This is a genomic window from Candidatus Levibacter sp. Uisw_134_01 (assembly GCF_047717795.1).
Taxonomy (GTDB): domain Bacteria; phylum Pseudomonadota; class Alphaproteobacteria; order Puniceispirillales; family Marisalimonadaceae; genus Marisalimonas.
This window is the reverse complement of record NZ_CP159808.1, coordinates 1,427,648-1,451,844: the sequence shown is the minus strand read 5'-3', so window position 1 is coordinate 1,451,844 and position 24,197 is coordinate 1,427,648. Positions and strand designations below refer to the sequence as shown.

The window sequence follows — 24,197 nt, the reverse complement described above, 5'->3', positions numbered from 1 at the left end:
TATGTATAATTAGGAAACAATATGGCTTTGATTAGGCAGGAATTTATTATAATTTTAAAAAATTCTGTATGTTTAGGAGAAAAAAACAAAACCAATTAATAGAGATAGTGAACGATATTAGCAATATTGATAATATTAAAATATATCCTTAGTACATTTTATGTACTTGATTAATATTTGTAGATTTTTAATATGTTAAATATATATTTTTAAGGAGTATGTGATTTGTCAAAAGCTTTTTTGTTGTGGTGGATACAGGTAGTTACTGTGTCATTTGCCGCAATCTTAATTTTTACTTATGGATGGTTTGAAAAACTATATGATGCTGATCAAACTAAGATTAGTTTTATAATAATAGTAATTTTCATTGGAACATCAATATCAACAGGTTTCTTAAGTTTTAAGTCAAGCGTTGAATACAATAAATTAAGTAATTATATATGGTTTGCTTCAGAAACAATGGTCACCCTGGGTTTAATTGGAACAGTTGCAGGGTTTTTGTTAATGTTAAGTTCTGCTTTTGATAACTTAGATGTTAGTAATGTAGAAAATGTCCAAAAAGTAATATCTAATATGGCGTTGGGAATGAGTACGGCTTTATGTACTACTCTTGCAGGTTTAGTTGGTAGTGTATTAACTAAAATTCAAATGGTTATTCTAGAGAATAATTCTAATTATGAGTGATCCTAGATACAGATCTTCTTTTGGATTTATAGATCTATTATTCAATATGCTGATAGGTTTTGTATTCTTGTTTATGTTAGCTTTTTTATTAATAAATCCAGTAGCTAAAAAAGAAACAATAAAGCCTAAGGCAGAGTACTTTATAGAATTGGAGTGGGATGGTGAAAAGCCATATGATCTAGATGTTTGGGTTAAAGACAATATGGGCCATATAGTAAGTTTCAGAAGGCCGGATGACGCATTAATCCATTTAGAAAGAGATGATTTAGGTACTGTAAATGATACTTATGTGGATCAAAATGGTAAAACAGTTTACTTAAAAGAAAATAGAGAGGTTGTCGCTATAAGAACACCAGAGGCTAGATCATATTTAGTTACAATTCATTTTTATAATGCAAGAAAATTTCCAGCACCCCTTACGCACGCTACAGTAAGGTTACTAAAAGTTAACCCTTATAAAGAAGAATACACAAAAAAATTATTTTTTAGTGAAGAAGGACAAGAGCTCCCAGCATTTAAATTTAGAGTTGATTATAATGGTATTGTACACGTTGATCCAACGAACGAGCTTATAATTGATGGTGAAGTAATAAGAAAAAAGAGTGGTGTGTAATGTTAGATTTTTCAATCAGCACAGGACAATTAATGTTGATTTGGTCGTTTGCGGGGGCTATTTGTTGTTTGCCATTTTTTACAAAAAATATTTGGCAAAGGTTTTTTACAGTACCTATTATATTTATTGCGATATGGCTTAGTTTTTATACAAATCACGAGTTTATAGGCCGTCCTATGTATGACAGGCCTCCAGAACAATTTGTGTATGAACATCACGCAGTCATTTATGATAAAGGTGAGAGATTAATTGTGCTTTGGGCTGTAAAAGACGGTATTAATAAGCTTTTTAAATTCCCTCATACAGAACAAAATGAAGAAGCTTTAGATCAAGCTAAAAGAAATGCTGAAAGATCAGGTGTCCCTCAAATGGGTGAAATTGTTAAAGAAGATCCAGTTGAAAAAAAATCAAGAAATAACGAATTTACTTTGAAAACTTATCGGTTTCCATTTCAGAAGATGATGCCTAAGTAAAATATTTAAATTTTAAACTTTTGTTCTATATACTTACACAAAATTGGTTGAATTGAATTTGACATCTCTGAAAAAGAATCCTCCCACAATTTTTTTGAATTGCCAACATCATGTCCTGTAAGAAGTAATGTGCCGAAGGGTCCTACTTGGTCAATAAACTGAATTAATTTTTCTGTGACAGTTTTTTTGTTCCCAACAATAATTAAGTTCTTTGCTTTTGTTATGGCTTCTGGAAGTTCCTTGTTTAGATTAATATCTTTTCCTAAAGTGCCAGAAGCTAGCTTTGAAACAGTATTTAAATAAAGAAAATAATGAGAAAACACGCCTTCAGGGTTATCTAATATCTCTTTTGCTTCTGAGTCTGAAGAAGTGATAAGCACACTTCTCCCAACACGCCATTTACAATAGGAAGGTTTTTTTCCTACTTTATTTGCAGCTTCTTGATAAGTAGGCCAGTGAGTTGCAATATCATTTGCATCAACAAAGTTGCCTGAAATTGGTATCCATCCTTTTTCTCCAGCTAATTTAGCAGTCATTGAATTAGGATTTTTTAAAGATACTGCAATTTCTGGGTGAGGAGTTTGAAATGGTTTAACAAATTTTCCAATACCTAATTCACTGACAACATTTTTGTTAAGAGAAATATCTAGAAATTCACCCTTATAATTATAATCTTTCTCATCACTCCAAAATTTTAAAATTGCCTCTATAGATTCAATCATGGTAATGGCACGTGTGCGACCATCCATATTGTCAAAAAGTTCCCAGTCACTTACTAGACCACCAGCACCAACTCCAAGTATAACTCTGCCTTTAGATAGATGATCAAGTAAACTTACTTGACCTGCGACTACTGCTGGGTGTTGTTGTGGTAAAGAAATAACACCTGTTCCAAATTTTATATTTGTGGTTTCTGATATCAACGAGGCATTAAATATCAGGGGAGAGGTTACTGGCTCTGCAATTGAGCTATAATGTTCACCCATCCATGCTTCAGTGAAATGTAATTTATCTGCTAAAATAACAAGCTGTCTATCTTCTTCATAAGAAACGCTTACATCCTTGTCTGCTGGATGCAACGGCATCATAAATAATCCAAGATTTAACATTTATTTACAGTTTCTCCAAAATAAGTTCGTTTAAATTTTTTCTTATATTATAAAAGCTTAAACTTTATTATTTTATATGTAATTATAAAAAATTAAAAATCTAATACTACAGAGCCGGTTGTAAGTCTTCTTTCTAAAAGAGATTGAGCTTTTTTGATATCATCTATTCTTATAACGTGATCAATATTAATTTTAATGTCTTTATTGATTATCATATCAAAAAACATATCTGCATTTTTTTGCATTTCATCACTATTTTTGATGTATGTATTTAACCCACCAGTTGCAATTGATCCTGAAAAAGATCTTAATGTATTTATATTTATAGGTTCAATTGGTCCTGATGAAACGCCAAATGTAACTATTCTTCCTTTTGGAGCAAGGCATTTTATACCTTTTAAAAAAGTATCTTTCCCAACAGAGTCGTAAATAACATCTACACCTATATCTTTTGTTATTTCCATAACTTTTTCATAAAAATTCTCCTTTAAATAATTAATCGTGAAGTCACAGCCATTTTTCTTTGCAATTTTTTCTTTTTCTTCAGTACTTACTGTTCCAATAACATTTGCTCCAATCTTTTTTCCCCATTGGCATAGGATTTGGCCAACACCACCAGCGACAGCATGAATAAGTAGAGTATTATTTTTTTTTAGTTTGTATGAATGATGAAGTAAATATTGGGATGTTAATCCTTGAAGAGTTGCAGCGGCGGCAATCTTAAGATCAACTTCATTTTTTAATTTTATAAGTTTATTTTCATTTAAATTCATCATTTGTGAAAAAGAACCGAGGTTCATGCAGTGAGTGACTTTGTCACCAATTTTAAATTTTGTAACATTGCTTCCTAATTTTTTGATTTTTCCAGAAGCTTCCATGCCCATTATAGTAGGCAGGTTTTTTAAGGGGTAAGTTCCATTTCTTTGATTTATATCTATAAAATTTAAGCCAGCATAAGAATGCTCAATCAACACCTCATTTGCGCTAGGTTCTTTAATGTCTACTTCTTCTAATTTAAGAACATCAATAGATCCCTGTTCATATATTTTAACTACTTTTGTTTTCATCTTTTTACTTACTAAATTATAAAAGGAAATTTTTTAATATTTCTTTTCCACCTTCGCTTCCAAATGACTCAGGGTGATATTGAATTCCATATATTGGATAGGAATTGTGAGATATTGCCATAATTTCATTTTGTGATGTTATATCTTTAAATTTAGGTAAAACATTTTCAAAGTCTGTATCATGCGAAACTCCATTTATAGTAAAGCAATCAGGAAGTGTTTTTACGTCAACTATTAATGAATGATATCTCATTATTTCAATGTTTTGAGGAATATTATTATGTATTCCTTGTTTGTCATGGCATAAATACGAAACTTTACCGTGCATTGGTTGTTTAGCATGAATAATTTTACCGCCATAAGCATTGACAATGCCTTGCATACCAAGACAAATTCCTAGTATTGGGGTAAGTGGACCTTTTTCTAAAATTACATCCCCACATATACCAAAATATTTTTTTTGTTCAGGAGATCCTGGGCCAGGTGATATAATTATTTTATCTGGGTTAAGCTGGTTAATATCAGTTATTGATAATTCATCATTCCTTTTTACAATGACTTCGTTATCATGCTGATTTAAATACTTATTAAGAATTTCACCACACAATTGATATAAATTAAAAGTAAATGAATCATAATTATCTATAATTAATACCTTCATTTTATTTTTTATTCTCAAAAGATTTAAGAACTATTTTCATTGCTTTTAACTTTCTTTCTATTTCTTGATATTCTTTATTTGGGTCTGAATCGTATACATTTCCTCCACAAGTTTGTGCATAAGCTTCTTCACCTTTGATAAATAATGATCTTATAGGTATTGCAAACGTACAATCTCCATTAAAGCCAAATTGACCAATAGCTCCTCCATATGGTCCTCGACCATCTTCCTCAATTTCGTTTATTATTTTCATTGCTTCAATTTTAGGAGCTCCTGATAGGGTGCCTGCAGGAAAGTTTGATGCCAACGCTGAAAACATATCCTCATTTTCATTAATTATGCCTGCAATTTCAGACGAAATATGTTGAACATGCGAGTATTTTTTTATGTCCATTAAATTTCTTACTTTAACGGTTCCAAATTTTGCAACTCTTCCTAAATCATTTCTGTGTAAATCAACTAGCATGTTATGTTCTGCTATTTCTTTACTATCATTAAGCAACTCCCTAGCTAATTTCAAATCCTCTTCTTTATTTGATCCTCTCTTAGTTGTTCCAGCTAGAGGAAATGTTTCCATTTCACCATTTTTTAGTCTAAATAATAGTTCAGGTGAGGCACCAATAATGACTTGATCATCAAATTTCATAAAATACATATGTGGAGAAGGGTTAAGGGAGCGTAATTTAGAATAAATTTCTGTTAAATTTCCTTTAATTCTATAATGACTTTTAAAGCCAACTTCACATTGAAAAATCAAGCCATTTTTTATATCTTCTTTAATTTTTAATACTGCTTTTCTATGATCTTCTTTTGTCATAGAATTTTTTATGAATTTACAATCTACATTCTTGTTGAATTTATTAGTTTGTTTCAGTATATCCTTCAGAATTTCAATTTTGTTATCTTCATAATAATAATAAAATATTTCTCCAGTCATTTGATCAAAAATTAGGCCGTCAAGGTACACACCAAATTTAAATGATTCAAAATTGTTATTTTTTGTTATATTCAAATTATCTTCAAAAAAATTAATACTATCGTACCCGATAAAGCCAACTAATCCACCTGCATATTTTCTTGATATTATATTCTGTGGTATGATTGTTCGTAATTCATAATAAGGATTATCACAAACATATTTTTCTATTTTGCCATTACTTGTATCCTCAATTATTAATTGATCTTTTTGTTCAGAATAAACAATATACTTTGGATTAAAGCCAACAATATGATAACGAGAAATATTACTTTCTTCCCCTAACGATTCAAATAAAAAACAATTCTTAAAATTTTGTTCTATTTTAATAAATAGCTGAAAAAAGTCATATTCATCTCCAATTTTAACATACTTAGGTTTTCCTTGGATTATTATTTTGTTTGGTTTTTTATTAATCATTTAAATCAATTTTATTTGTTTTAAGCATTTGGATAATTTCACTATTAACTTTAAAAATATCTTCGTTTTCTAATGCACTAGCGCCTCTTGTAACGGTAGCTATTCCAACATTTAAAATTTCTGATATCTCTCTTTGTTTTTTTCCTTTAAGTAGTAATTGAAATATTTTTATACGATTTTCTAACTCTTTTATTTCTTTGTTTGTGAAGAGAGCTTTTAAAAGAAGTTTTATCATTTCAGGCTTGCTGGTTTCAGATAATAATTTTATTAAAAGCGTTGCTTTCATGTACTAGTACATTTTCTTTTTAGTTAAAAAGGAGGTGTAAAATAAAAATTTTAAGAATTATACTGCTTTTAAGTTTCCGGCAGAAACTTTACCGTTCTGACCATCTTCTAGTTCGTATTGAATTTTTTGATCAGGTTCAAGTGTTGTCATGCCTGCAGCTTGAACTGCACTGATGTGAACAAACACGTCTTTATCTCCACCCTCAGGTTCAATAAAACCATAGCCTTTGGTTGGGTTGAACCATTTAACTGTTCCTGTGGCCATTTTTCTTCCTTTTCTTTTCTTAAATAATTAAAGCTTATTATAGCTTCAAATTACTTTATTAAATAATTATTATTAAGGCAAGTTTCAAATTACACTATCTTATTAGTTAATAATCAGCTTCTTGTGCTTTAATTATTGAACTTACAGCAGTATTATAGGGAGTTTCAACATTATGTTCTTTTCCTAAAGTTACGACCATACCATTAATAGCATTAATTTCTGAAAGTCTATGAGCTTCAATGTCTTGAAGCATTGAAGGTTTAGAATTAAGTAGTTTTTTGCCAAACTCTGTTATGTAATCAACTGTATCGTGAAATGTAAAGTTTACTTTTCTAAGGTCGCCCATCTTTCTTGCCTCGAGTGCACAGCCTTTGGCAATGTTAAACATATATTCATTTTCCATGACTTGGCCAAGCGTCTTTTTAAATATGGAGCATGAACCACTCCAAGCTACATTACATACAAATTTTTCCCAAATCAACTGTTCAATATCTTCAAATGACTTTGCGTTAAATCCAGCATCACACCAAACTTGAACTAAATTATCTAACCTTTGTGTTATGCCTCCATTCATTTCACCTATTCTAATCATACTCATATTATTGTGATGTGCATGTCCAGGACCAATCATAGAAGCTCCAAATCCTTGAGCTACACCAAGGAGTATATTGTCTGTAGGCATAAAAGACGCTATTCTTTCTCCTGCTCCTAATCCATTTTGAATAGTTAAAATTATAGAATCTTTAGATACAATTTTGCTTAGTTTTGACGCAACTGGTCCAACTCCAGCGGCTTTGGTTGCAATAATGAAAAGGTCATATCCTCTAGCGTCATTAATGTCTCTAGAAACCTTTATGTTTTTGACAGTTTTGTCACCGCTAAAGCCTGACACTCTAAGGCCATTGGAATTAATTGCCTTGATATGATCTTCCCAAAGATCAATTGCCAAAACGTTGTTATTACTTTGTGCAAGAAAAGACGCATAAATAGATCCCATCGCACCAGCTCCAATTACAGCTATTTTCATAGTTAATATCTCCACTATTATTTAATAAAAGTTCCATTATTTAATTCATACATTGCTTGCTTAATTTCTTCGTTTGTGTTCATAACAATTGGGCCATGCCAAGCAACTGGTTCCTGAATAGGGTTACCCGAAACAAGTAAAAACCTTACTCCTTTGTTGCCAGATAAAAGCTTTATTTGATTTCCTGTGTCAAAAGTAATTAAAGTCTTGTTTCCACTCATGTCTCTAATTGTATACTCTTCATTGTTAATAGTTTTTTCTATCTTTATTCCTTTTGGTTTTGAAGAATAGTCAAATTTAGCATTACCTTCAAAAACATAGGCAAAGCAATTATTATAAGTAGGAATTTCAAAACTCTTTATTCTATTAGGTGGTACATAAATATCAAAATACTGCGGATTTGAAGCAATTCCTTTTATCAAACCCTTATAACCTTTATAATCACCTATTACTATTTTAATAATTGTCCCGTCGTCATCTTCTATAACACTGATTTCTTTAGATTTTACATCTTGGTAGTTGGGGTTTGTCATCTTTAGATTTGAGGGAAGATTAGCCCATAATTGAAACCCGTGCATCTCTCCTTTTTTATTACCCTTTGGCATTTCCTGATGTAAAATACCTGAACCTGCTGTCATCCATTGGACATCTCCATCATTAAGGTTCCCAAAATTACCTAAACTATCCTTGTGCTCTACGGAACCTTTTAAGATATAAGTTATAGTTTCAATGCCTCTATGGGGATGCCAGGGAAAACCTTTTAAATAGTCATTGGGATTTTCATTTCGGAAATCATCTAATAGTAAGAAAGGATCAAATTGACTTGTGTTTCCAAACCCAAAAGCTCTATCTAACCGAACACCAGCTCCCTCAATTACAGGTGAAGACGTTTTTTTTTCTAAAATAGGCCTAATACTCATTATAATTCTCACATCTATAAGAATAATATTTATTAATCATTTTTTTAACCAATAAATTTATAGTAGGTATATTCTTATCAAATATTTAGGAAAAAGGAATTAAAACTTGATAGAAGAAGCATTATCAAATTTAAGATTAATTAATGATTTAGAAGTCTTAATACCAATTGCTCTTTTGGCAGTAATACTTGTAGCTATTTCGAAATCAGGCTTTGGTGGTGCTTTAGGATCTCTTGGATTGCCAGTTATGGTTTTAGTTTTTCCTCCAAAGTTAGCTATAGCAATATTACTTCCTTTATACTTAATTACAGATGTTTTTGTAGCATTTACATGGAGAAAATTTCCAGTCTTTAAAATTTTAAAGTTAATGGTTTTAGGAGGTTTAATAGGTCAAATTTTAGGATGGCTTTGTTTTGAATATCTTGATGATAGTTATATTTTAATTTTAATTGGTCTATTAGCATTAACAACTTCTATTAGATATTTTAAAGATATTTTTATAAAAGACTATTTTGTCAAGAAAACAAAAAAAATATTAGAACTCTCTTATACTAGAGCAATTGGTTGGTGTGGTTTTTCAGGTTTTTCAAGTTTTGTTGCTTTAACAGGGGGGATTCCAGCTCAAATTTTTCTTTTACCACTTGGTCTAGAAAGGCAGTTATTTGTTGGCACTATGAGTTTTTATTTTTTGATTATAAACTTAGCAAAACTCCCTTTTTTCTTTAATTTAGAAGTTTTTAGCCAGACCAGTATTTTATTAAGTTTTATTGTTTTGCCAATATTACCACTTGGTATATATTTGGGCAAGTTCTTGAATAAAAAACTATCTGATAAATTATTTTATCATATAAGCCACTTTGCTTTGTTTTTGTGTGGTATTAATTTAATAAGTAAACAAATTTTATAGGGGTTATCAATGGAAAGTGATATTTTTAAAAAAGGTATAGCAAAAAGAAGAAAAGTACTTGGTGATGAATATGTTGATAAAGCTTTAGCTTCTGCTGACGAACTAGGAGCTGATATGCAAAAACTAGTTACTGAATATGCATGGGGTGAAGTTTGGAACAAAGAAAACTTATCTGACAGAGACAGATCACTTGTTAATCTAGGCATGATAGCTGCCCTAAATAGATCTCATGAATTTAAATTACATGTTAGAGGTGCCTTAAATAATGGTTTATCAAAATTACAAATAAGGGATGTTGTATTACAAATTACTATATATTGTGGCGCGCCTGCAGGATTAGAGTCTCTTAGATTAATTAGGGAAGTATTTAAAGAAGTTGATGCAGAAAAATAGTAATTAAATCCTTTAAATTAAGGTTTAAAATATATGTAATAAGTAATTTTTAGTGGACAATCATGGACCATAAATTTGATAAAAATGATTTAAGTGAAGTTGAATATTCTTCAGTTGATAATAATTTTAAAAGTTTATACGGTCTCACACCTGTTGTTGAAGATGCAATCAAGTTAACCATTAAGAAAAAAAACAGACAGGGTTTAAAAAAATTAATCGAACCCCTGCATCCCGCTGATCAAGCAGATATGATTGAAAGGCTTTCTGGTGAAAACTTAAATTCTTTTTTAAACTTATTAGGGAAAGCTCTTGACCCAGAAGTATTAGTTTATTTAGATCATAACGTTCAAGAAAAGGTAATTGACTTTATTGGGACAAGGGCTTTAGCAAAAGCTATACCTGAATTGCATTCAGACGACGCTATTGAAATTCTTCAAGAACTAGAGGAAAAAGATAGAAAAGTTGTTATAAAGCAACTTCCTAAAGCTGATAGAATTTTAGTTGAAGAAGCTCTTTCATTTCCAGAATCCTCTGCTGGTAGGTTAATGCAAAGAGAATTCTTAGCTTTTCCAAGTAATTGGACAGTTGGTCAAACTATTGACCATATGAGAACTAAACCTCAGGATGAAGAAGAAAACTTTTATTCAATATATATTGTAGACCCTGCTCAGAGACTTCTAGGTGTCATTTCTCTTTCAAAGCTATTGTCAGCTAAAAGACCAATTAGACTAAATGACCTAATGCAAACAAATCCAAGAAGTGTAAATGTTGATACAGATCAAGAAGAGGTGGCGCTATTATTTCAGCAATATGGTTTAGTAAATATGCCTGTAACAGATATAGCAAATAGACTGCTGGGAGTAATACTCGTAGATGATATAGTAGATGTGATTAATGAAGAGGTTGAGGAGGATCTTCAAGGTTTAGCTGGAGTAAGTGATTTTTCTATAAGATCTTCTTTTGTTGAAACTGTTAAAGGAAGATTTTCTTGGCTTATTTTAAATATGTTTACTGCGATTTTAGCTTCATCAGTTATAGGGTTATTTCAAGATGAAATAGAAAAACTAGTTGCTTTAGCTGTATTGATGCCAATTGTTGCGTCTATGGGTGGAAATGCTGGAACTCAAACTGTAACCGTAGCAGTAAGAGCGTTAGCTACTAGGCAATTAAATTACACTAATTTACAAAAATTTGTTTTGAAAGAGACATGGGTGGGTATGGTTAATGGTGTTATATTTGCTTTTTTGTCAGTTTTATTAGCATATTTATGGTTTGGTGATAAGCATATTGCGTTTATTATGGGCTTAGCAATGATAGCAAATTTGTTATTTGCAGGAATTTTGGGTACTTTAATTCCACTAACATTAGAAAGGTTTAAAATAGATCCTGCAATTTCGAGTTCTGTGTTTTTGACTACTGCAACTGATGTCATAGGTTTTTTTACCTTTCTAGGTTTGTCTGCATTGGTAATTTTATAGTTTGGACCGATTTCATTGACATATCATTTAAAAAAAATTGCAGTTGGAATAGAGAGTATTGAGAGACTTCGAATTAGACAGAAAATGCTCGCTGACGCTTATGGAAAAATAATACATACAACTAGAAATATGCCAAAACAAAAGGATCAATTAATTAAGACAGGTTCAATTTTTTGGATTATTAAAAGAAATGTTTTGGTTAGACAAAAAATATTAGACATCATTTCCGTTATTAGAGAAGATGGGACTAAAGGTTGTGAAATTGAGTTAGATACAGATTTAGTAAGGGTTATTCCAACACCAATGAAACCTTTCCAAGGTTGGAGATATTATATGGCTGATGATATTCCACCAGATTTAAATTTAAGTAACGAAGATAATGAAGATTTACCTGAAAAAATTAATTCTGAGTTAATAAAATTAGGATTATATTAACCACAAAATTGTAAATTTGTATTTGAATTATTATTTGTAAAGAAAAAGTTAACATTATATTAACCTCTCAATCATTATTTACTAACTTTTGGTATTTAATTTTTTGGAATATGAAATTTGTTAGAAAGAGAAAAAATGATTTCTAAAGTATTTAATCTTAAGCTGATAGCTTCTGGAATACGAAACTTGTTAGAAAGAGAAAAAATGATTTCTAAAATATTTAATCGTAAGCTAATAGCTTTTATTTTAGTACTTTTAGTCAGTCTAATATCTTATAAATATCTTGTATCAACTAAACCACAAGCAAAACCTTTAAAGGTTAAAGAAAAGACATTTTATGTAAATGTAGTTAAGGCTAAAAAATCTAATCATTTTCCCACTTCTGATGCATTTGGAAAGATTGTCTCTTCTCGAAAAGGTGATCTACGATTTGGTGTTTCTGGCAAAATTGAATATATTTCAGATGCTTTTCTAAATGGTTCTTACGTAAAGAATGGGCAAATATTAGCAAAGCTTAATCAAAAACGTTACCTTCTTGAAATTAAAAGATTGAATTCAGAGACTCAAGAATTAGGTAAACAGCTAGATATTCGTAAAAGGCAAGTTAAAAGATATAAATCAATGTTAACAAGAAAAGTTATATCTCAAAATAAATATGATAATGAATTAATACTTCTTTCAAAAAATAAATCTGACTATATCAGATCTAAAACAATTTTAGAAAAAGCAAATGAAGATTTATCTGACACTGTTTTAAAGGCTAAATTTAATGGAAGATTATTTAATGTAAAAATTAATAAAGGTCAGTTTATTTCTAGTAACGAAAAAATTGCCGATATTTTTTCTATTGATGATTTAGAAGTTGAATTTGTTGTTCCTAGTAAGATCTATTCAGATGCAAAAAATTTAATAGGAAAGTCAATTGAAGTAATATGGGAAGTTGGAGCAAATTCTCTAAAAAAAATTACTGCTGTTATTGAAAGAACTGATGGTAAAACCAACGAAGAAGAGGGTGGTGGAAAATTATTTGCTAAAATCAATCAAAATCTTAATCAAAACGATTATATACCTGTAGGAACATTTGTTCGTATAAAATACCCCCAAGGAGATTTTAAGGGACTGTTTAAATTACCTGAAACTTCTTTATATGGTAATAAGGTTTATATAGTTAAAAATAATATTGCTAAAGAAAAACAGGTTTCTCTTAAATATAAAGGTTCTGGCTTTGTATTAGTTAAAGGAAACTTTACTGATGATGATTTAATAATTTCTACACGTATATCAACTAATCTTGATAATAAAAAAGTTTCCGTACTAAATTAATTAAAAAATAAAAAATTTTTAAGGTAGAATTTTAAATGCAGTTTAAAGAGTCAGGTTTTTTAAAATTTTTTGTAGAGCATAGAACTTCTGCTAATATCATAATGATTTTGATGATCGTAATTGGACTTTTATCAATTGGAAGGCTTAATAAGCAGTTTTTTCCAGATTTTGATGTAGAAGTAATAGCTGTTTCTATAGACTGGCCAGGGGCTACTGCTGAAGAGATTGACCAAAACATTGTACAGTTGTTGGAGCCTGAGTTAAGACCTATTTCAGGAGTAAAAAAGGTTTCTTCGAAATCCGTTGAAGGTGTTGGTAGCACCCAAGTTGAATTTAATTATGGTCATGACATGCAAAAAGGGAGAACAGATATAGAAACTGCTGTTTCTAGGATAAGCTTTCCTGAAAAAGCAAATAAACCTAAAATAATTGTTGGTGAGTTTTTTGATACAGTTACTAGAATTGTATTATCTGGAGATGTTTCACTATCATTATTAAGAGAAAAGTCAAAAAAGTTAAAAGAAGTACTTCTGAACTCTGGAGTAGATAAAGTTGATATCCAGGGGCTTCCAGAAGAAGAAATTCTTATAGAAATTTCACAACTCGAGGCAGCAAGGCTTAAATTATCTTTCAATAAAATAGCAAATTTAATTAAACTTGAAACTCAGGATGTGTCTGGAGGTAGTTTTGCAGACGGATCTTTAAGAGTTAGAACAATTGGTGAAAAAAGACTTGTTGAAACGTTTAAAAAGCTAGAATTAAAGAACTCTAGTTCAGGAGGAAGGATATTACTTGATGATATAGCAGAAATAAAATCGAGTGTTAAAAAAGGAAGTGTTTTAAAATCTATTGATGGAAACCCTGCTGTAGAGTTGTGGGTAAGAAGAAGTAAAACTAGTGATGCTCTTGAAGTTTCAGAAAATGTTGAGAAGGTAATTGACAATGCAAAAAATATTATCGGAAACGTTATAAAGGTTGAAACTTATAATACTGCTGCAAAATTAATTGAAGAAAGAATTTCTTTATTAGTTAAGAACGGGTTAAGTGGTCTATGTATTGTTCTAGCAGTTCTTTTTCTCTTTCTTAGTCGTAACACAGCTATTTGGGTTGCCCTTGGTATACCAATTGCTTTTTTGGCTACCTTTGGTGTTATGTTTGTTTCAGGTCAATCAATTAATATGATTTCTTTATTTGGGCTTATAATGGCCTTGGGAATTGTTGTTGATGATGCAATAGTTGTTGGTGAACACTCTTCTTATTTAAAAACAAAAAGAAAACTTAATAGTACACAAGCACCAGTTGTCGCAGCAACCAGAATGTCTATGCCAGTAATATCAGCAATGTTAACAACAGTAGCCGCTTTTATACCTTTATTTATGGTAAAGGGTGTAATTGGTGAAATTATAGCAGCTATTCCTTGGGTAGTTTGTGCAGTATTAGTTGCTAGTTTGATTGAATGTTTTTTAGTTTTACCAGCACATTTGGCTCATTTTGATAAGTCGAGCAAAGAAGAAAGTAAATTTAGATTATGGTTTGATCAAAAATTCAATGCTTTTCAAGAAGGGATTTTTAGGCGTTTTGTCAAATTAACGTTTAACTATCGATATGTAACATTTATGGTCGCTGTAGGAATGTTTATAGTTTCTGTTGGCATGATGTCTGGCGGACGAGTTTTGTTTAGTTTTTTTCCTACTCCTGAAGCTGATATAGTAATAGTTAATTATAAAATGCATTCTGGGTCAACAAAATCTCAAACTGCTAGAATGTTAGAGAATGTTGAAAAAGGATTAAACAAAACCTCAACTCAATTTTCTAATTCACCGGGATTAGTAAGATTTAAAATGTCAACTATTGGAAGTAGGACTTCCTTTTCAAATGATTCGGGCCCTAACTCCATGGGTAATGATATTTTAGGTTCAATGGTAGTTGAGTTGACAACAGCAGATAAAAGAAATGTAAGAACAAAAGAATTTATAAAGGTTTGGAAAGAGAATATAGAAAATGTATCTGGCTTGGATAAATTAACAATAAGAGCACCTAGTGGAGGCCCTCCAGGAAGAGATTTAGATGTTAGATTTCAAGGCAAAGACTTAGAAATACTTAAACTAGCTTCAAATGAATTAATCAAAATTGCTGAAACAATACCAGGTGTTACCTCTTTAGAAGACAACTTAGAATATGGTGTTCAAGAAAGAATCTTAGGCTTAACAAACAAAGGACAATCTTTAGGTCTATCAATTTTAGATATTGGTGAACAGGTAAGGTCAGCTATTAATGGAAGTATTATCTCTAAATTTCCAAAAGGTGACGAAGAGGTTACAGTTCGTTTAAAATTGTCTGAGAATGAACAACTTACAGACATGATAACAAATTTGAGGATTATCTCGCCTTCCGGAGTTAGCTTTAAATTAAAAGATATAATTAAAATTGACGAAAAACTTCCTTTTGCATCTATCAATAGAAAAAATGGTTTTAGAGAGGTAACAATTTCAGGCGACCTTTTCCCACCCTTAATGAGTACATCTCAGGCAAGACAATTTTTAATGGAAAATGGATTACCTGAAATAGCAAAAAAATACAATGTTTCTTATAGATTTGATGGTCGTGATTTAGAACAAAAAGAAACATTTGCCGACATGGGAACTGGTTCAATAATTGGCTTGTTGTTAATCTATTTTATTTTAGCCTGGGTTTTTAAATCTTGGTCAAGACCATTTTCAATTATGATTATGATCCCTTTTTCATTTATAGGTGCAGTCCTAGGTCACTATTTGTTAGGATTGACAATGTCAATATTATCTATGTTTGCACTTTTAGCTTTAGCAGGAATTGTTGTTAACAACTCTATTATTTTAGTATCTACCATTGAAAGAAGATTAGAAGATTTAAAAAATAAAAATAAAAATAAAAATGAAGAAAGTGTAATCAATGAATCAATAATAACTGGAGTGGTAGACAGATTTAGGCCTGTTTTATTAACTTCACTCACTACTATTGGAGGTTTATCAGCACTTATGTTTGAAACATCATTACAAGCTCAATTTTTGATACCAATGGCAGCAACCATCGTTTTTGGTTTAGGCATAACAGCATTGCTTGTTCTTGTTATTGTTCCAGCTATGATGGGTATAAGTAATGATTTTTCTAAGTTTATAAGAAGAGTTAGAAATAGAGGATAAAATGTCAGATATTAAATATATTAGTGACGCTTCAGAAAAATTTAATTTATCAAATGTTAACTTTAATAAAGATGGTTTGTTACCAGTTATTTCGCAATGTTTACATTCTGGAAAAGTATTAATGATGGCATGGATGAATGAAGATGCTTTAAGAAAAACAATAGAAACAAATAACATGTATTATTATTCACGTTCTAGATCTAAGCTTTGGAGAAAAGGTGAAACAAGTGGCCATTTTCAAAAGCTACATAAGCTTAGATTAGATTGTGATGGAGATACTTTGTTGGCCTTAATAGAGCAAACTGGTGCTGCGTGTCATACCGGTGCTGAAAGTTGTTTTTTTAAAAATTTTGATGATGGAAAAAATGGTAAATGAAAATAACCCAGGTTCATTTGGAAGTTCTAGAGGTTTATCTAAAAAACCAAAAAAAGATAAAACAAGAAAATCATCGAGTACCAGATGGATTGGTAGACAGCTCAATGATCCTTATGTGCTAGAGACACAAAAAAGAGGTTATAAGTCTAGAGCTGCATTTAAACTTTTACAAATAAATGAAAAATATAAATTTCTTCATCAAGGATTAACTGTTGTTGATCTTGGGTGTGCCCCGGGTGGTTGGCTTCAAATAGCATCTCAAGAAGTGGGATCCATAGGAGGCAAGGAGACAGTTGTAGGAGTTGACTTGCTTCCAACTGATGACATTGCTGGTTGCATTTCGATATTAGGGGATATAAGTGAAAAAAGTATTGGTGATAAGTTGATTAATATCCTTGGCTGTAAACCTAATATTGTTTTATCTGATATGGCAGCTAATACTACAGGACATAGAAAAACAGACCATATAAGAACTACGTATCTAGTAGAAACAGCCTTAGATTTTGCAATCGAAAATTTAGAAAAAAATGGTGTATTTTTAGCAAAGTGCTTCAAGGGTGGAGCAGAAATTGAGTCTTTATCATTAATGCGAAAATATTTTACAAAGGTTAATCATATTAAGCCTGATGCGAGTAGAAAAGAGTCTGTAGAAGGTTATGTAATAGCTTTAGGCTTCAAAGGAATTTAATGAGGACTAAAATATCTTTGCATAAAAGAAACAAAAGTATATATATAAAAAGCAACGCATACAAAATTTTTTAGTTACAATATTAACTCAAACCTCCAGCGTTGGAAAAATTAAATGATTATTGAAGCCGCTTATACTTTTGATGATGTTTTATTACAACCCGCACATAGCATTTTTGGTCCAGCTGATGCAAATGTAAATACATTTATTACTAAAGATATTAAATTAAACATACCTCTCCTCTCTGCTGCCATGGACACTGTAACTGAACATAGTTTGGCTATCACCATGGCTCAACTGGGTGGGATAGGAGTTTTACATAAAAATTTTACAATAAAAGATCAAGCATCTGAGGTTAAAAAAGTTAAAAAATTTGAAGCTGGCATGGTAGTTAATCCAGTTACTATTAAACCTGACCAAACACTCGGCGATGCTTTCAAATTAATGGAAAAATATAAAATAAGTGGCATTCCTGTTGTTGAAGGTTCTCAAAATAAATTAGTTGGCATTCTTACAAATAGAGATGTGAGATTTGCAAATGATTACAATCAATCAGTTTCAGCACTTATGACTAGAAATGTTATAACTGTAAAAGAAAACGTTAGTGCTGAAGATGCCAGGAAACTTCTTCATACTAACCGTATTGAAAAATTAGTTGTTGTAGATGAAGATAATTTTTGTGTTGGTTTAATAACAGTAAAAGATATGGAAAAGGCCCAGAATCATCCAGATGCCTGCAAAGATAATCAAGGAAGACTTAGAGTGGCTGCAGCCACAGGTGTTGGAAAAGAAGGAATGGCAAGAGCAGAACAATTAATAGATGCAGGTGTTGATGTTTTAATTGTTGATACAGCACATGGTCATAGTGAAATGGTTTTGGATACAGTGAGGCAAATAGCAAAATTATCTAATACAGTCGCTTTAATAGGAGGGAATGTTGCTACAGGTGACGCAACCCAAGCATTGATAGATGCAGGTGCAAACGGAGTTAAAGTTGGAATTGGTCCAGGTTCAATTTGTACAACTAGAATGATTGCCGGTGTTGGGGTTCCTCAATTGACTGCAATAACAGATTGTTCAAAAGTGGGTAACAAAGCTTCTGTTCCAATTATAGCGGATGGTGGAATTAAGTATTCAGGAGATATAGCTAAAGCAATTGCTGGAGGATCAAGTGCAGTTATGGTGGGTTCACTTTTAGCTGGAACTGATGAAACGCCAGGTGAGGTTTTTTTATTTCAAGGCAGATCTTATAAATCATATAGGGGCATGGGCTCATTAGGTGCAATGGCTAGGGGGTCCGCTGATAGATATTTTCAGGCTGAAATAGAAACCTTGAAATTAGTACCAGAAGGAATTGAGGGTCAAGTTCCTTACAAAGGGCCATCTGAAAATGTCATTCATCAATTAGTGGGTGGGTTGAAATCAGCTATGGGTTACACAGGTAATAAGAATATAAAAGAAATGCAGAAAAATTGTGTTTTTAAAAGAATTAGTAATGCAGGTCTTAGAGAAAGTCATGTTCATGACGTTACTATAACTAGAGAAGCTCCGAATTATCGACCTTCCTAATGTTAGATCAGGAGCGTATATATTCAATATTAGAACTGTTAAAATTATTTAATAACAGTGATAAGATTGCCAGTAATTTAGTACAAAATTTTTTCCGATCTAGAAAGCATATGGGATCTAAAGACAGGAAGTTTGTATCAAGTAGCTTTTGGAATATATTGAGACATAGATCTAAAATTAGATGGCATTTAACTTTGCTAGATATTGAAATCACAAATGAAAGAGAATTATTTTTAGAGTTATTTTTCTTAAATACACGTTATAAAAATAATTTAATAGAAATAAAAAAATTATTATTATTAAAGTTGAAAGACTTTATGAATATTGCTGAAGAAGATTTACATTTTTTGGAAAGCTTAAACTTTGATGGCTTTTACAATAATAAAATGCCTGAACCCGTTTATTATGAGTTACCAGAATATTTAATAACAAGTGTAAAAAAAAGTTACCCAAATGATTGGAAAGAAGTTTTATTATCATTAAATAAAGAAGCTTTTTTTGATATTAGAATAAATAACTTAAAGGTTAAATCTCGAGAAGAAATTAAGGCTTTATTACAAGACATAAATATACCAGTTGAGTACAGTAAATATTCACCTTTAGGAATAAGACTTTCAAAAAGATTTCCAATAGAGGGACATCAACTCTTCAAAAATGGCAATATTGAAATTCAAGGAGAAGCCTCCCAATTAGCTTCGTTACTACTTGATGTAAAGCCAGGAATGTCAGTTGCTGATATCTGCTCAGGAGCAGGAGGAAAATCTCTTATTTTAGCAGATATCATGAATAATAAGGGAAGAATCTTATCTCTAGATACTAACAAAAAGAGGTTAGAAAATGCTAGTGTTCGCCTTAAAAGAGCAGGTGTCCATAACGTTGAGAGACGTTTAGTTAAACCAAATTGGAATGTTTCAGGTTTAGAAAATAAATTTGATTTAGTTTTAATTGATGCACCGTGTTCTGGTATTGGAACATGGTCAAGAAGTCCAGATTCGAGATTTAACTTTGATCAAAAAAAATTAAATGATTTAATTAAAATTCAATCAGAACTTTTATCAAAGGCGTCAATGATGGTTGCTCCTGGTGGAAAATTAGCTTATATTGTTTGTTCTTTTTTAATAGAAGAGGGGGTTGATCAAATTGAGAAGTTTAAAGAAAATAACAAAATAGAATTTTCTGAAATTAACATGTTTAATATGTGGAACGATACTATTTTACCCATGAACGGCATTGAATATCCATTTCAAAGTGAGCTAAAGAAAAGCATTTTAATTAATCCAGCTAAATACAATGTAGACGGATTTTTTATTTCAATGTTTCAAAGAAGAAGATAATTTAATAAGACTTAAAAAAAGAAAGAAAATTTATGAGAAATGATGTTGTTTTAATTGTAGACTTTGGAAGCCAAGTAACACAATTGATTGCAAGACGTTTGAGAGAATTTAAAGTTTATTGTGAAATACATCCTTACAACAAAATAAATGTCGAATTAAATAATAAGCTCAACCCAAAAGCAATTATACTTTCAGGTGGGCCAGCAAGTGTATTAGATCATGATGCTCCAAGGCCTCCGGATAGTATATTTCATATAGGCGTCCCTATTTTAGGAATATGCTATGGTCAACAAATTATGATGAAGATGTTAGGGGGTAAGGTGACCTCTGGCTCTGGTACTGCTGAGTTTGGTAAATCATATGTTAAGCAAAAGAATGAAAAAATAAAGCTTTTAGATGGATTGTTTGACAAGTACGAAACTGAACAAGTTTGGATGTCTCACGGGGATCATGTTTCTGCTATACCAAGCAACTTTAAAGTATTTGGTACGTCTGAAAATGCACCATTTGCGATAATTGGTGATAATGAAAAACATTTCTATGCTGTTCAATTCCATCCTGAAGTTGTTCATACGCTAAATGGTAAAATATTAATTAAAAACTTTTTAGATCTAGCTGACATTTCATTTGACTGGACCATGCAGGCTTATAGAGAAAAGGCAATAAATGAAATCAAAAACATTGTTGGTGAAAAAAAAGTTATTTGTGCATTATCAGGAGGTGTTGATAGTTCAGTAACTGCAATTTTAATACATAAAGCAATAGGTGAACAACTAACCTGTATTTATGTTGATAATGGTTTGATGAGAAAAAAAGAAAGTGAAGAAGTGATTAAACTATACACAGATCACTTTAAACTTAATTTAGTTGCAGTGCATGAAGAAAACCTATTTTTGTCAAATTTAAATGGAATATCTGATCCAGAAGAAAAACGTAAAACTATAGGTAAATTATTTATCGAAGTTTTTGAAAAAGAAGCTTTAAAAATAGGTGATGTAAGTTTTTTAGCTCAAGGTACCTTGTATCCCGATGTGATTGAAAGTGTAAGTTTTTCCGGAGGACCCTCAGTAACAATTAAATCACATCACAATGTGGGTGGTTTGCCGGATATCATGAACTTAAAATTAATAGAACCTCTCAAAGAGTTGTTTAAAGATGAAGTAAGGATATTGGGTAAAGAGCTTGGAATACCTGATAATTTTATCCAACGTCATCCATTTCCTGGTCCTGGATTGGCCATAAGATGTCCAGGTGAAATTACAGTTGAGAAATTAGACATATTAAGGAATGCTGACGCTATTTATATTGACCAGATTAAAAAACATGGTCTTTATAATAAAATATGGCAAGCTTTTGCAGTAATTTTGCCTGTAAAAACGGTAGGGGTTATGGGTGATTCACGAACTTATGATTACGTTTGTGCATTACGTGCAGTTACTTCTATTGATGGCATGACTGCTGATTATTATCCATTTGAACACGAATTTTTAAGCGAAACAGCTACTAAAATTATCAATAATGTAAATGGTATCAACCGTGTAACATACGATATTACATCTAAACCACCTGGTACAATTGAGTGGGAATAAGTTTAGTCCTGTAAGTTATTAATTTAATAAAGATTGAATATTAAATGAGGTTTTGGAATTATAAATCAGAGCAGTTTTACGATCTATATGTAAAAATATATGATAGTAATTTTCCTTTGGAAAAGAAAAAAGTAATTCTCAAAGCACTTTTTTCTGGTGAATATTGTTTACTAAGAATAACTAGCATTTCTAAATTATGTTATGAAGAATATAAAAAAAATAATTTTAAAAAAGTAACTAAGTTCAAACGAGCCAACAAAAAATTTCTTAGGTACCAATTTATTAGCTTCACTGAAACACTTACAGAACTACTTGAAAAAAAAGTTCCCATAAAAGATTTTTGGAAGATGATTGATGAAAATGAAAAAACACACCTTATAACAAGGGGTGAAAAAGATAAAGGAGAGTATTCTTATATTAATATACCTATAGAAGGTGGTTATTTTTTAAATAAAACTGTTAGTTTTGAGTACAGTAAAAAAGAAGAATTATACTTAAAATATATAAGTAATCAAAGGATAAGATGGAAAAAAATGAAGCTAGAAACTGCAAAAAAAGATCCTGAAACAGACTAATAAAGCTAACTTATTTAATTGCTCTTATAAAAAACAACTCTTATCTTTACCTTAACAAAGTTTAGTCTTTGTTTTATAATTTATGTTTAAAACCTCAGCGATCTAAATAGATTGTCTATTCCTTGTTTTTATAAAATTATTAACTAATTTTGTATTAATTTTATTACATTCATAATTGCCATTTTAAAAACCATTTGTTAATAAATATAAACCAATAAATATATTGATTGGAAGTTTATATTTTGAAACTAGAAGGTACAGATTTTCAAATTAAAGTTTGGAAAGAAATTAATAAAATACCTAAGGGTTGTGTAAAAACTTATAAAGAAATAGCTCACTTAATCGGGAAGCCTAAATCATCTAGGGCTGTAGCGAATGCTTGCGGTAAAAATCCTTATGTTCCATTAATCCCATGCCATAGAGTAATACGTTCTGATGGTTATTTAGGGGGATATAGTGGTGATGGAGGTGTTGAACAGAAAAAAAAACTACTAATAAACGAAGGCTTTTTTGACTTTAAGATAGATAAGGTTAAAACGAAGTCTGATTAAGACGTATATGGTAATATAATATGAATTGGCAACAAAAAATGAATGATAGCACAGATTTAAGAAATAGAATTCTGCAGATGAGGGAAGCTAACAATCTCAATCTTGTATCTGAAAAATCAGAGCATGTAGATAAAAAGGTTATTCCTAAAGAAGAGACTACCCCTGAAGATAATGTAATTGAACATAAAGAAAATTTTAAATCTACTGTTACAAACGAAATATCATCCCAAGAGACAGACTTTAAAAATATCTCTTTGTTAAATAATAAAAAATCTTCAGGTAATGAAACATTGTCTAATAACTCAAATAAAGAAAATAATGTCAATTTCACAGGTTCAAATGAAGTACAATTCAGAATTTTAGCAACTAAATTTAATGAAGCTGTAGAAGTAATACTTGAACTGTCAGATAAGGTAAGTAAATTAGAACAGACAGTTTATAAAACGCACAGTCAGAGTAAGAAGGAAAATAGTTATTTTAATTTTATAAACATGAAAATGATATTCATTGTAATGTTAATCTCATTTTTAACTTTAGGAATGCTTTATTTTCCTATTGATCTTAGCAAGTTCAAGTTAATACTTAATGAAATTATTTCAAGTATTTAGCATTTAAAATTATTCTAAGTCTATGTCAAGAATTGTCATGTTAAAATGGTAACATGTATCACCATCCTCTTTATCTTCAAAAACAACACCTAAAAACTCACCATTATTAGTAACATCTGCAGAATCTAATTTATTTTCTCTGCCTTCTACTTTTATGCTTTTTGAGCCAAGTGCTTTTCTCATTTGATTTTGAATTTTACTAATTACTACTCTATCCATCTTTATTCCTTAATTTGAGTGATATTTAGCTTATTAACACAATAGACAATATATTTCTATATTATGATCCATATTTTTTTATAGATAATTTTTTTTCAAATTTAGATAATATAGTTAATAATTCAGAACTTTTAATAATAATTTGTACTTCACTTTTTATATAAAACTCTGGTTTATTTCTGAAGCCTTTTTCGCTTTTTTTAATAATTTGATATAGAGGTTTGTCATGAGTGTGTCTATAAACTGAGAAAATAGCAGTGTTGATCTTATTATCTAATGCATAATCACGCCATGATCCTTTAGATACCTGTTTGCTATATAGATTTAAAATAGCTGTTAATTCGAATTTTGAAAAAAATATAAAATTTTTATCTAATTTAATTGTGTTTGCTGAATAACTTTCTGAATTATTATCATTGTTTTTTTTAAAAAACTTAACAACGCTCATTCAATTCTTCCAAAAAATATTAAAA

The 24,197-nt window shown here is 30.6% G+C and carries 27 protein-coding genes; 17 read left to right on the top strand and 10 right to left on the bottom strand.

Going from position 1 to position 24,197, the window contains the following annotated elements:
* The first annotated feature begins 225 nt into the window (after positions 1-225).
* Genes ABXT66_RS07475 through ABXT66_RS07465 form a run of 3 tightly spaced genes read left to right on the top strand, consistent with a single transcriptional unit; the run spans position 226 to position 1,770 of the window.
* Positions 226-684: a MotA/TolQ/ExbB proton channel family protein gene (locus ABXT66_RS07475; RefSeq protein WP_443642868.1), complete on the top strand. Its 459-nt coding sequence runs from the start codon at positions 226-228 to the stop codon at positions 682-684.
* On the top strand, positions 677-1,297 hold the full coding sequence (locus tag ABXT66_RS07470; RefSeq protein ID WP_443642867.1) for a hypothetical protein: 621 nt from the start codon (positions 677-679) through the stop codon (positions 1,295-1,297). Before ABXT66_RS07475 ends, ABXT66_RS07470 begins: the two co-directional genes overlap by 8 nt.
* The gene (locus ABXT66_RS07465) at positions 1,297-1,770 is read left to right on the top strand and encodes a hypothetical protein (protein WP_443642866.1); all 474 of its coding nucleotides are present in this window, start codon (positions 1,297-1,299) and stop codon (positions 1,768-1,770) included. Before ABXT66_RS07470 ends, ABXT66_RS07465 begins: the two co-directional genes overlap by 1 nt.
* Before the next feature lie 5 nt (positions 1,771-1,775).
* On the opposite strand, the gene ABXT66_RS07460 is transcribed toward ABXT66_RS07465, so the two are convergent.
* From ABXT66_RS07460 to ABXT66_RS07425, 8 genes are all read right to left on the bottom strand, one after another.
* Entirely contained in the window at positions 1,776-2,879 is a 1,104-nt protein-coding gene (locus tag ABXT66_RS07460; RefSeq protein ID WP_443642865.1) for an LLM class flavin-dependent oxidoreductase, read from the bottom strand.
* Between the two features lie 92 nt (positions 2,880-2,971).
* Positions 2,972-3,946, bottom strand: a complete 975-nt coding sequence (locus ABXT66_RS07455) for a quinone oxidoreductase family protein (RefSeq protein WP_443642864.1) — start codon at positions 3,944-3,946, stop codon at positions 2,972-2,974.
* A gap of 16 nt (positions 3,947-3,962) precedes the next feature.
* A complete protein-coding gene (locus tag ABXT66_RS07450) occupies positions 3,963-4,607 on the bottom strand; it encodes an anthranilate synthase component II (RefSeq protein ID WP_443642863.1) in 645 nt (214 codons plus the stop codon).
* Between the two features lies 1 nt (position 4,608).
* Positions 4,609-6,003, bottom strand: coding sequence for an anthranilate synthase component I family protein (locus ABXT66_RS07445; protein ID WP_443642862.1), 1,395 nt, complete (start codon positions 6,001-6,003; stop codon positions 4,609-4,611).
* A complete protein-coding gene (locus ABXT66_RS07440; protein ID WP_443642861.1) occupies positions 5,996-6,289 on the bottom strand; it encodes a Trp family transcriptional regulator in 294 nt (97 codons plus the stop codon). The genes ABXT66_RS07445 and ABXT66_RS07440 overlap by 8 nt, the downstream gene beginning before the upstream one ends.
* 57 nt (positions 6,290-6,346) lie before the next feature.
* Positions 6,347-6,553 carry a cold-shock protein gene (locus ABXT66_RS07435; RefSeq protein WP_443642860.1) on the bottom strand — a complete coding sequence of 69 codons (207 nt, stop codon included), beginning with the start codon at positions 6,551-6,553 and terminating at the stop codon, positions 6,347-6,349.
* 106 nt (positions 6,554-6,659) lie between these two features.
* Positions 6,660-7,580 (bottom strand): ketopantoate reductase family protein, encoded by a 921-nt coding sequence (locus tag ABXT66_RS07430; RefSeq protein ID WP_443642859.1) that lies wholly within the window; start codon positions 7,578-7,580, stop codon positions 6,660-6,662.
* Between the two features lie 17 nt (positions 7,581-7,597).
* Positions 7,598-8,500: a pirin family protein gene (locus ABXT66_RS07425; protein ID WP_443642858.1), complete on the bottom strand. Its 903-nt coding sequence runs from the start codon at positions 8,498-8,500 to the stop codon at positions 7,598-7,600.
* Positions 8,501-8,606: 106 nt separating this feature from the next.
* Between ABXT66_RS07425 and ABXT66_RS07420 the strand changes: the two genes are divergently transcribed.
* The 14 genes from ABXT66_RS07420 to ABXT66_RS07355 all read left to right on the top strand — a co-directional run bounded on the left by ABXT66_RS07420 (position 8,607) and on the right by ABXT66_RS07355 (position 23,505).
* Positions 8,607-9,407 carry a sulfite exporter TauE/SafE family protein gene (locus tag ABXT66_RS07420; RefSeq protein ID WP_443642857.1) on the top strand — a complete coding sequence of 267 codons (801 nt, stop codon included), beginning with the start codon at positions 8,607-8,609 and terminating at the stop codon, positions 9,405-9,407.
* Positions 9,408-9,416: 9 nt separating this feature from the next.
* Positions 9,417-9,800 (top strand): carboxymuconolactone decarboxylase family protein, encoded by a 384-nt coding sequence (locus ABXT66_RS07415; protein WP_443642856.1) that lies wholly within the window; start codon positions 9,417-9,419, stop codon positions 9,798-9,800.
* A 62-nt stretch (positions 9,801-9,862) separates the two neighbouring features.
* Positions 9,863-11,278: a magnesium transporter gene (gene mgtE / locus ABXT66_RS07410; protein WP_443642854.1), complete on the top strand. Its 1,416-nt coding sequence runs from the start codon at positions 9,863-9,865 to the stop codon at positions 11,276-11,278.
* 15 nt (positions 11,279-11,293) lie between these two features.
* Positions 11,294-11,713 carry a DUF1489 family protein gene (locus tag ABXT66_RS07405; RefSeq protein WP_443642853.1) on the top strand — a complete coding sequence of 140 codons (420 nt, stop codon included), beginning with the start codon at positions 11,294-11,296 and terminating at the stop codon, positions 11,711-11,713.
* Positions 11,714-11,848: 135 nt separating this feature from the next.
* Positions 11,849-13,036 carry an efflux RND transporter periplasmic adaptor subunit gene (locus tag ABXT66_RS07400; RefSeq protein WP_443642852.1) on the top strand — a complete coding sequence of 396 codons (1,188 nt, stop codon included), beginning with the start codon at positions 11,849-11,851 and terminating at the stop codon, positions 13,034-13,036.
* 35 nt (positions 13,037-13,071) lie between these two features.
* Positions 13,072-16,215 carry an efflux RND transporter permease subunit gene (locus tag ABXT66_RS07395; RefSeq protein WP_443642851.1) on the top strand — a complete coding sequence of 1,048 codons (3,144 nt, stop codon included), beginning with the start codon at positions 13,072-13,074 and terminating at the stop codon, positions 16,213-16,215.
* A 1-nt stretch (position 16,216) separates the two neighbouring features.
* Positions 16,217-16,591 carry a phosphoribosyl-AMP cyclohydrolase gene (gene hisI, locus ABXT66_RS07390; protein WP_443642850.1) on the top strand — a complete coding sequence of 125 codons (375 nt, stop codon included), beginning with the start codon at positions 16,217-16,219 and terminating at the stop codon, positions 16,589-16,591.
* Positions 16,581-17,279, top strand: a complete 699-nt coding sequence (locus ABXT66_RS07385) for an RlmE family RNA methyltransferase (protein ID WP_443642849.1) — start codon at positions 16,581-16,583, stop codon at positions 17,277-17,279. The genes hisI and ABXT66_RS07385 overlap by 11 nt, the downstream gene beginning before the upstream one ends.
* Before the next feature lie 114 nt (positions 17,280-17,393).
* Complete coding sequence (gene guaB / locus ABXT66_RS07380) at positions 17,394-18,848, top strand: IMP dehydrogenase (RefSeq protein WP_443642848.1); 1,455 nt, start codon at positions 17,394-17,396, stop codon at positions 18,846-18,848.
* The gene (locus ABXT66_RS07375; RefSeq protein ID WP_443642847.1) at positions 18,848-20,182 is read left to right on the top strand and encodes an RsmB/NOP family class I SAM-dependent RNA methyltransferase; all 1,335 of its coding nucleotides are present in this window, start codon (positions 18,848-18,850) and stop codon (positions 20,180-20,182) included. The genes guaB and ABXT66_RS07375 overlap by 1 nt, the downstream gene beginning before the upstream one ends.
* 32 nt (positions 20,183-20,214) lie before the next feature.
* Positions 20,215-21,771, top strand: coding sequence for a glutamine-hydrolyzing GMP synthase (guaA, locus tag ABXT66_RS07370; RefSeq protein ID WP_443642846.1), 1,557 nt, complete (start codon positions 20,215-20,217; stop codon positions 21,769-21,771).
* A gap of 44 nt (positions 21,772-21,815) precedes the next feature.
* Positions 21,816-22,346, top strand: coding sequence for a hypothetical protein (locus ABXT66_RS07365; protein ID WP_443642845.1), 531 nt, complete (start codon positions 21,816-21,818; stop codon positions 22,344-22,346).
* A 242-nt stretch (positions 22,347-22,588) separates the two neighbouring features.
* On the top strand, positions 22,589-22,897 hold the full coding sequence (locus ABXT66_RS07360; RefSeq protein ID WP_443642844.1) for a methylated-DNA--[protein]-cysteine S-methyltransferase: 309 nt from the start codon (positions 22,589-22,591) through the stop codon (positions 22,895-22,897).
* Positions 22,898-22,917: 20 nt separating this feature from the next.
* Complete coding sequence (locus ABXT66_RS07355) at positions 22,918-23,505, top strand: hypothetical protein (RefSeq protein ID WP_443642843.1); 588 nt, start codon at positions 22,918-22,920, stop codon at positions 23,503-23,505.
* 9 nt (positions 23,506-23,514) lie between these two features.
* Here the strand turns inward: ABXT66_RS07355 and ABXT66_RS07350 are convergent, their stop codons facing one another.
* Together ABXT66_RS07350 and ABXT66_RS07345 are read right to left on the bottom strand one after the other, a co-directional pair.
* Positions 23,515-23,724 (bottom strand): DUF3126 family protein, encoded by a 210-nt coding sequence (locus ABXT66_RS07350; protein WP_443642842.1) that lies wholly within the window; start codon positions 23,722-23,724, stop codon positions 23,515-23,517.
* A 61-nt stretch (positions 23,725-23,785) separates the two neighbouring features.
* Positions 23,786-24,172 carry a DUF2794 domain-containing protein gene (locus ABXT66_RS07345; RefSeq protein ID WP_443642841.1) on the bottom strand — a complete coding sequence of 129 codons (387 nt, stop codon included), beginning with the start codon at positions 24,170-24,172 and terminating at the stop codon, positions 23,786-23,788.
* Positions 24,173-24,197 lie beyond the last annotated feature (25 nt).

Coding starts and splice junctions, on each gene's coding strand:
- ABXT66_RS07445 (WP_443642862.1), bottom strand. CDS start 6,003: ATGATTAATAAAAAACCAAACAAAATAATAATCCAAGGAAAACCTAAG.
- ABXT66_RS07465 (WP_443642866.1), top strand. CDS start 1,297: ATGTTAGATTTTTCAATCAGCACAGGACAATTAATGTTGATTTGGTCG.
- guaB (WP_443642848.1), top strand. CDS start 17,394: ATGATTATTGAAGCCGCTTATACTTTTGATGATGTTTTATTACAACCC.
- ABXT66_RS07415 (WP_443642856.1), top strand. CDS start 9,417: ATGGAAAGTGATATTTTTAAAAAAGGTATAGCAAAAAGAAGAAAAGTA.
- ABXT66_RS07385 (WP_443642849.1), top strand. CDS start 16,581: ATGGTAAATGAAAATAACCCAGGTTCATTTGGAAGTTCTAGAGGTTTA.
- ABXT66_RS07455 (WP_443642864.1), bottom strand. CDS start 3,946: ATGAAAACAAAAGTAGTTAAAATATATGAACAGGGATCTATTGATGTT.
- ABXT66_RS07400 (WP_443642852.1), top strand. CDS start 11,849: ATGATTTCTAAAGTATTTAATCTTAAGCTGATAGCTTCTGGAATACGA.
- ABXT66_RS07430 (WP_443642859.1), bottom strand. CDS start 7,580: ATGAAAATAGCTGTAATTGGAGCTGGTGCGATGGGATCTATTTATGCG.
- ABXT66_RS07435 (WP_443642860.1), bottom strand. CDS start 6,553: ATGGCCACAGGAACAGTTAAATGGTTCAACCCAACCAAAGGCTATGGT.
- ABXT66_RS07425 (WP_443642858.1), bottom strand. CDS start 8,500: ATGAGTATTAGGCCTATTTTAGAAAAAAAAACGTCTTCACCTGTAATT.
- hisI (WP_443642850.1), top strand. CDS start 16,217: ATGTCAGATATTAAATATATTAGTGACGCTTCAGAAAAATTTAATTTA.
- guaA (WP_443642846.1), top strand. CDS start 20,215: ATGAGAAATGATGTTGTTTTAATTGTAGACTTTGGAAGCCAAGTAACA.
- ABXT66_RS07450 (WP_443642863.1), bottom strand. CDS start 4,607: ATGAAGGTATTAATTATAGATAATTATGATTCATTTACTTTTAATTTA.
- ABXT66_RS07355 (WP_443642843.1), top strand. CDS start 22,918: ATGAATTGGCAACAAAAAATGAATGATAGCACAGATTTAAGAAATAGA.
- ABXT66_RS07350 (WP_443642842.1), bottom strand. CDS start 23,724: ATGGATAGAGTAGTAATTAGTAAAATTCAAAATCAAATGAGAAAAGCA.
- ABXT66_RS07460 (WP_443642865.1), bottom strand. CDS start 2,879: ATGTTAAATCTTGGATTATTTATGATGCCGTTGCATCCAGCAGACAAG.
- ABXT66_RS07345 (WP_443642841.1), bottom strand. CDS start 24,172: ATGAGCGTTGTTAAGTTTTTTAAAAAAAACAATGATAATAATTCAGAA.
- ABXT66_RS07365 (WP_443642845.1), top strand. CDS start 21,816: ATGAGGTTTTGGAATTATAAATCAGAGCAGTTTTACGATCTATATGTA.
- ABXT66_RS07440 (WP_443642861.1), bottom strand. CDS start 6,289: ATGAAAGCAACGCTTTTAATAAAATTATTATCTGAAACCAGCAAGCCT.
- ABXT66_RS07470 (WP_443642867.1), top strand. CDS start 677: ATGAGTGATCCTAGATACAGATCTTCTTTTGGATTTATAGATCTATTA.
- ABXT66_RS07375 (WP_443642847.1), top strand. CDS start 18,848: ATGTTAGATCAGGAGCGTATATATTCAATATTAGAACTGTTAAAATTA.
- mgtE (WP_443642854.1), top strand. CDS start 9,863: ATGGACCATAAATTTGATAAAAATGATTTAAGTGAAGTTGAATATTCT.
- ABXT66_RS07395 (WP_443642851.1), top strand. CDS start 13,072: ATGCAGTTTAAAGAGTCAGGTTTTTTAAAATTTTTTGTAGAGCATAGA.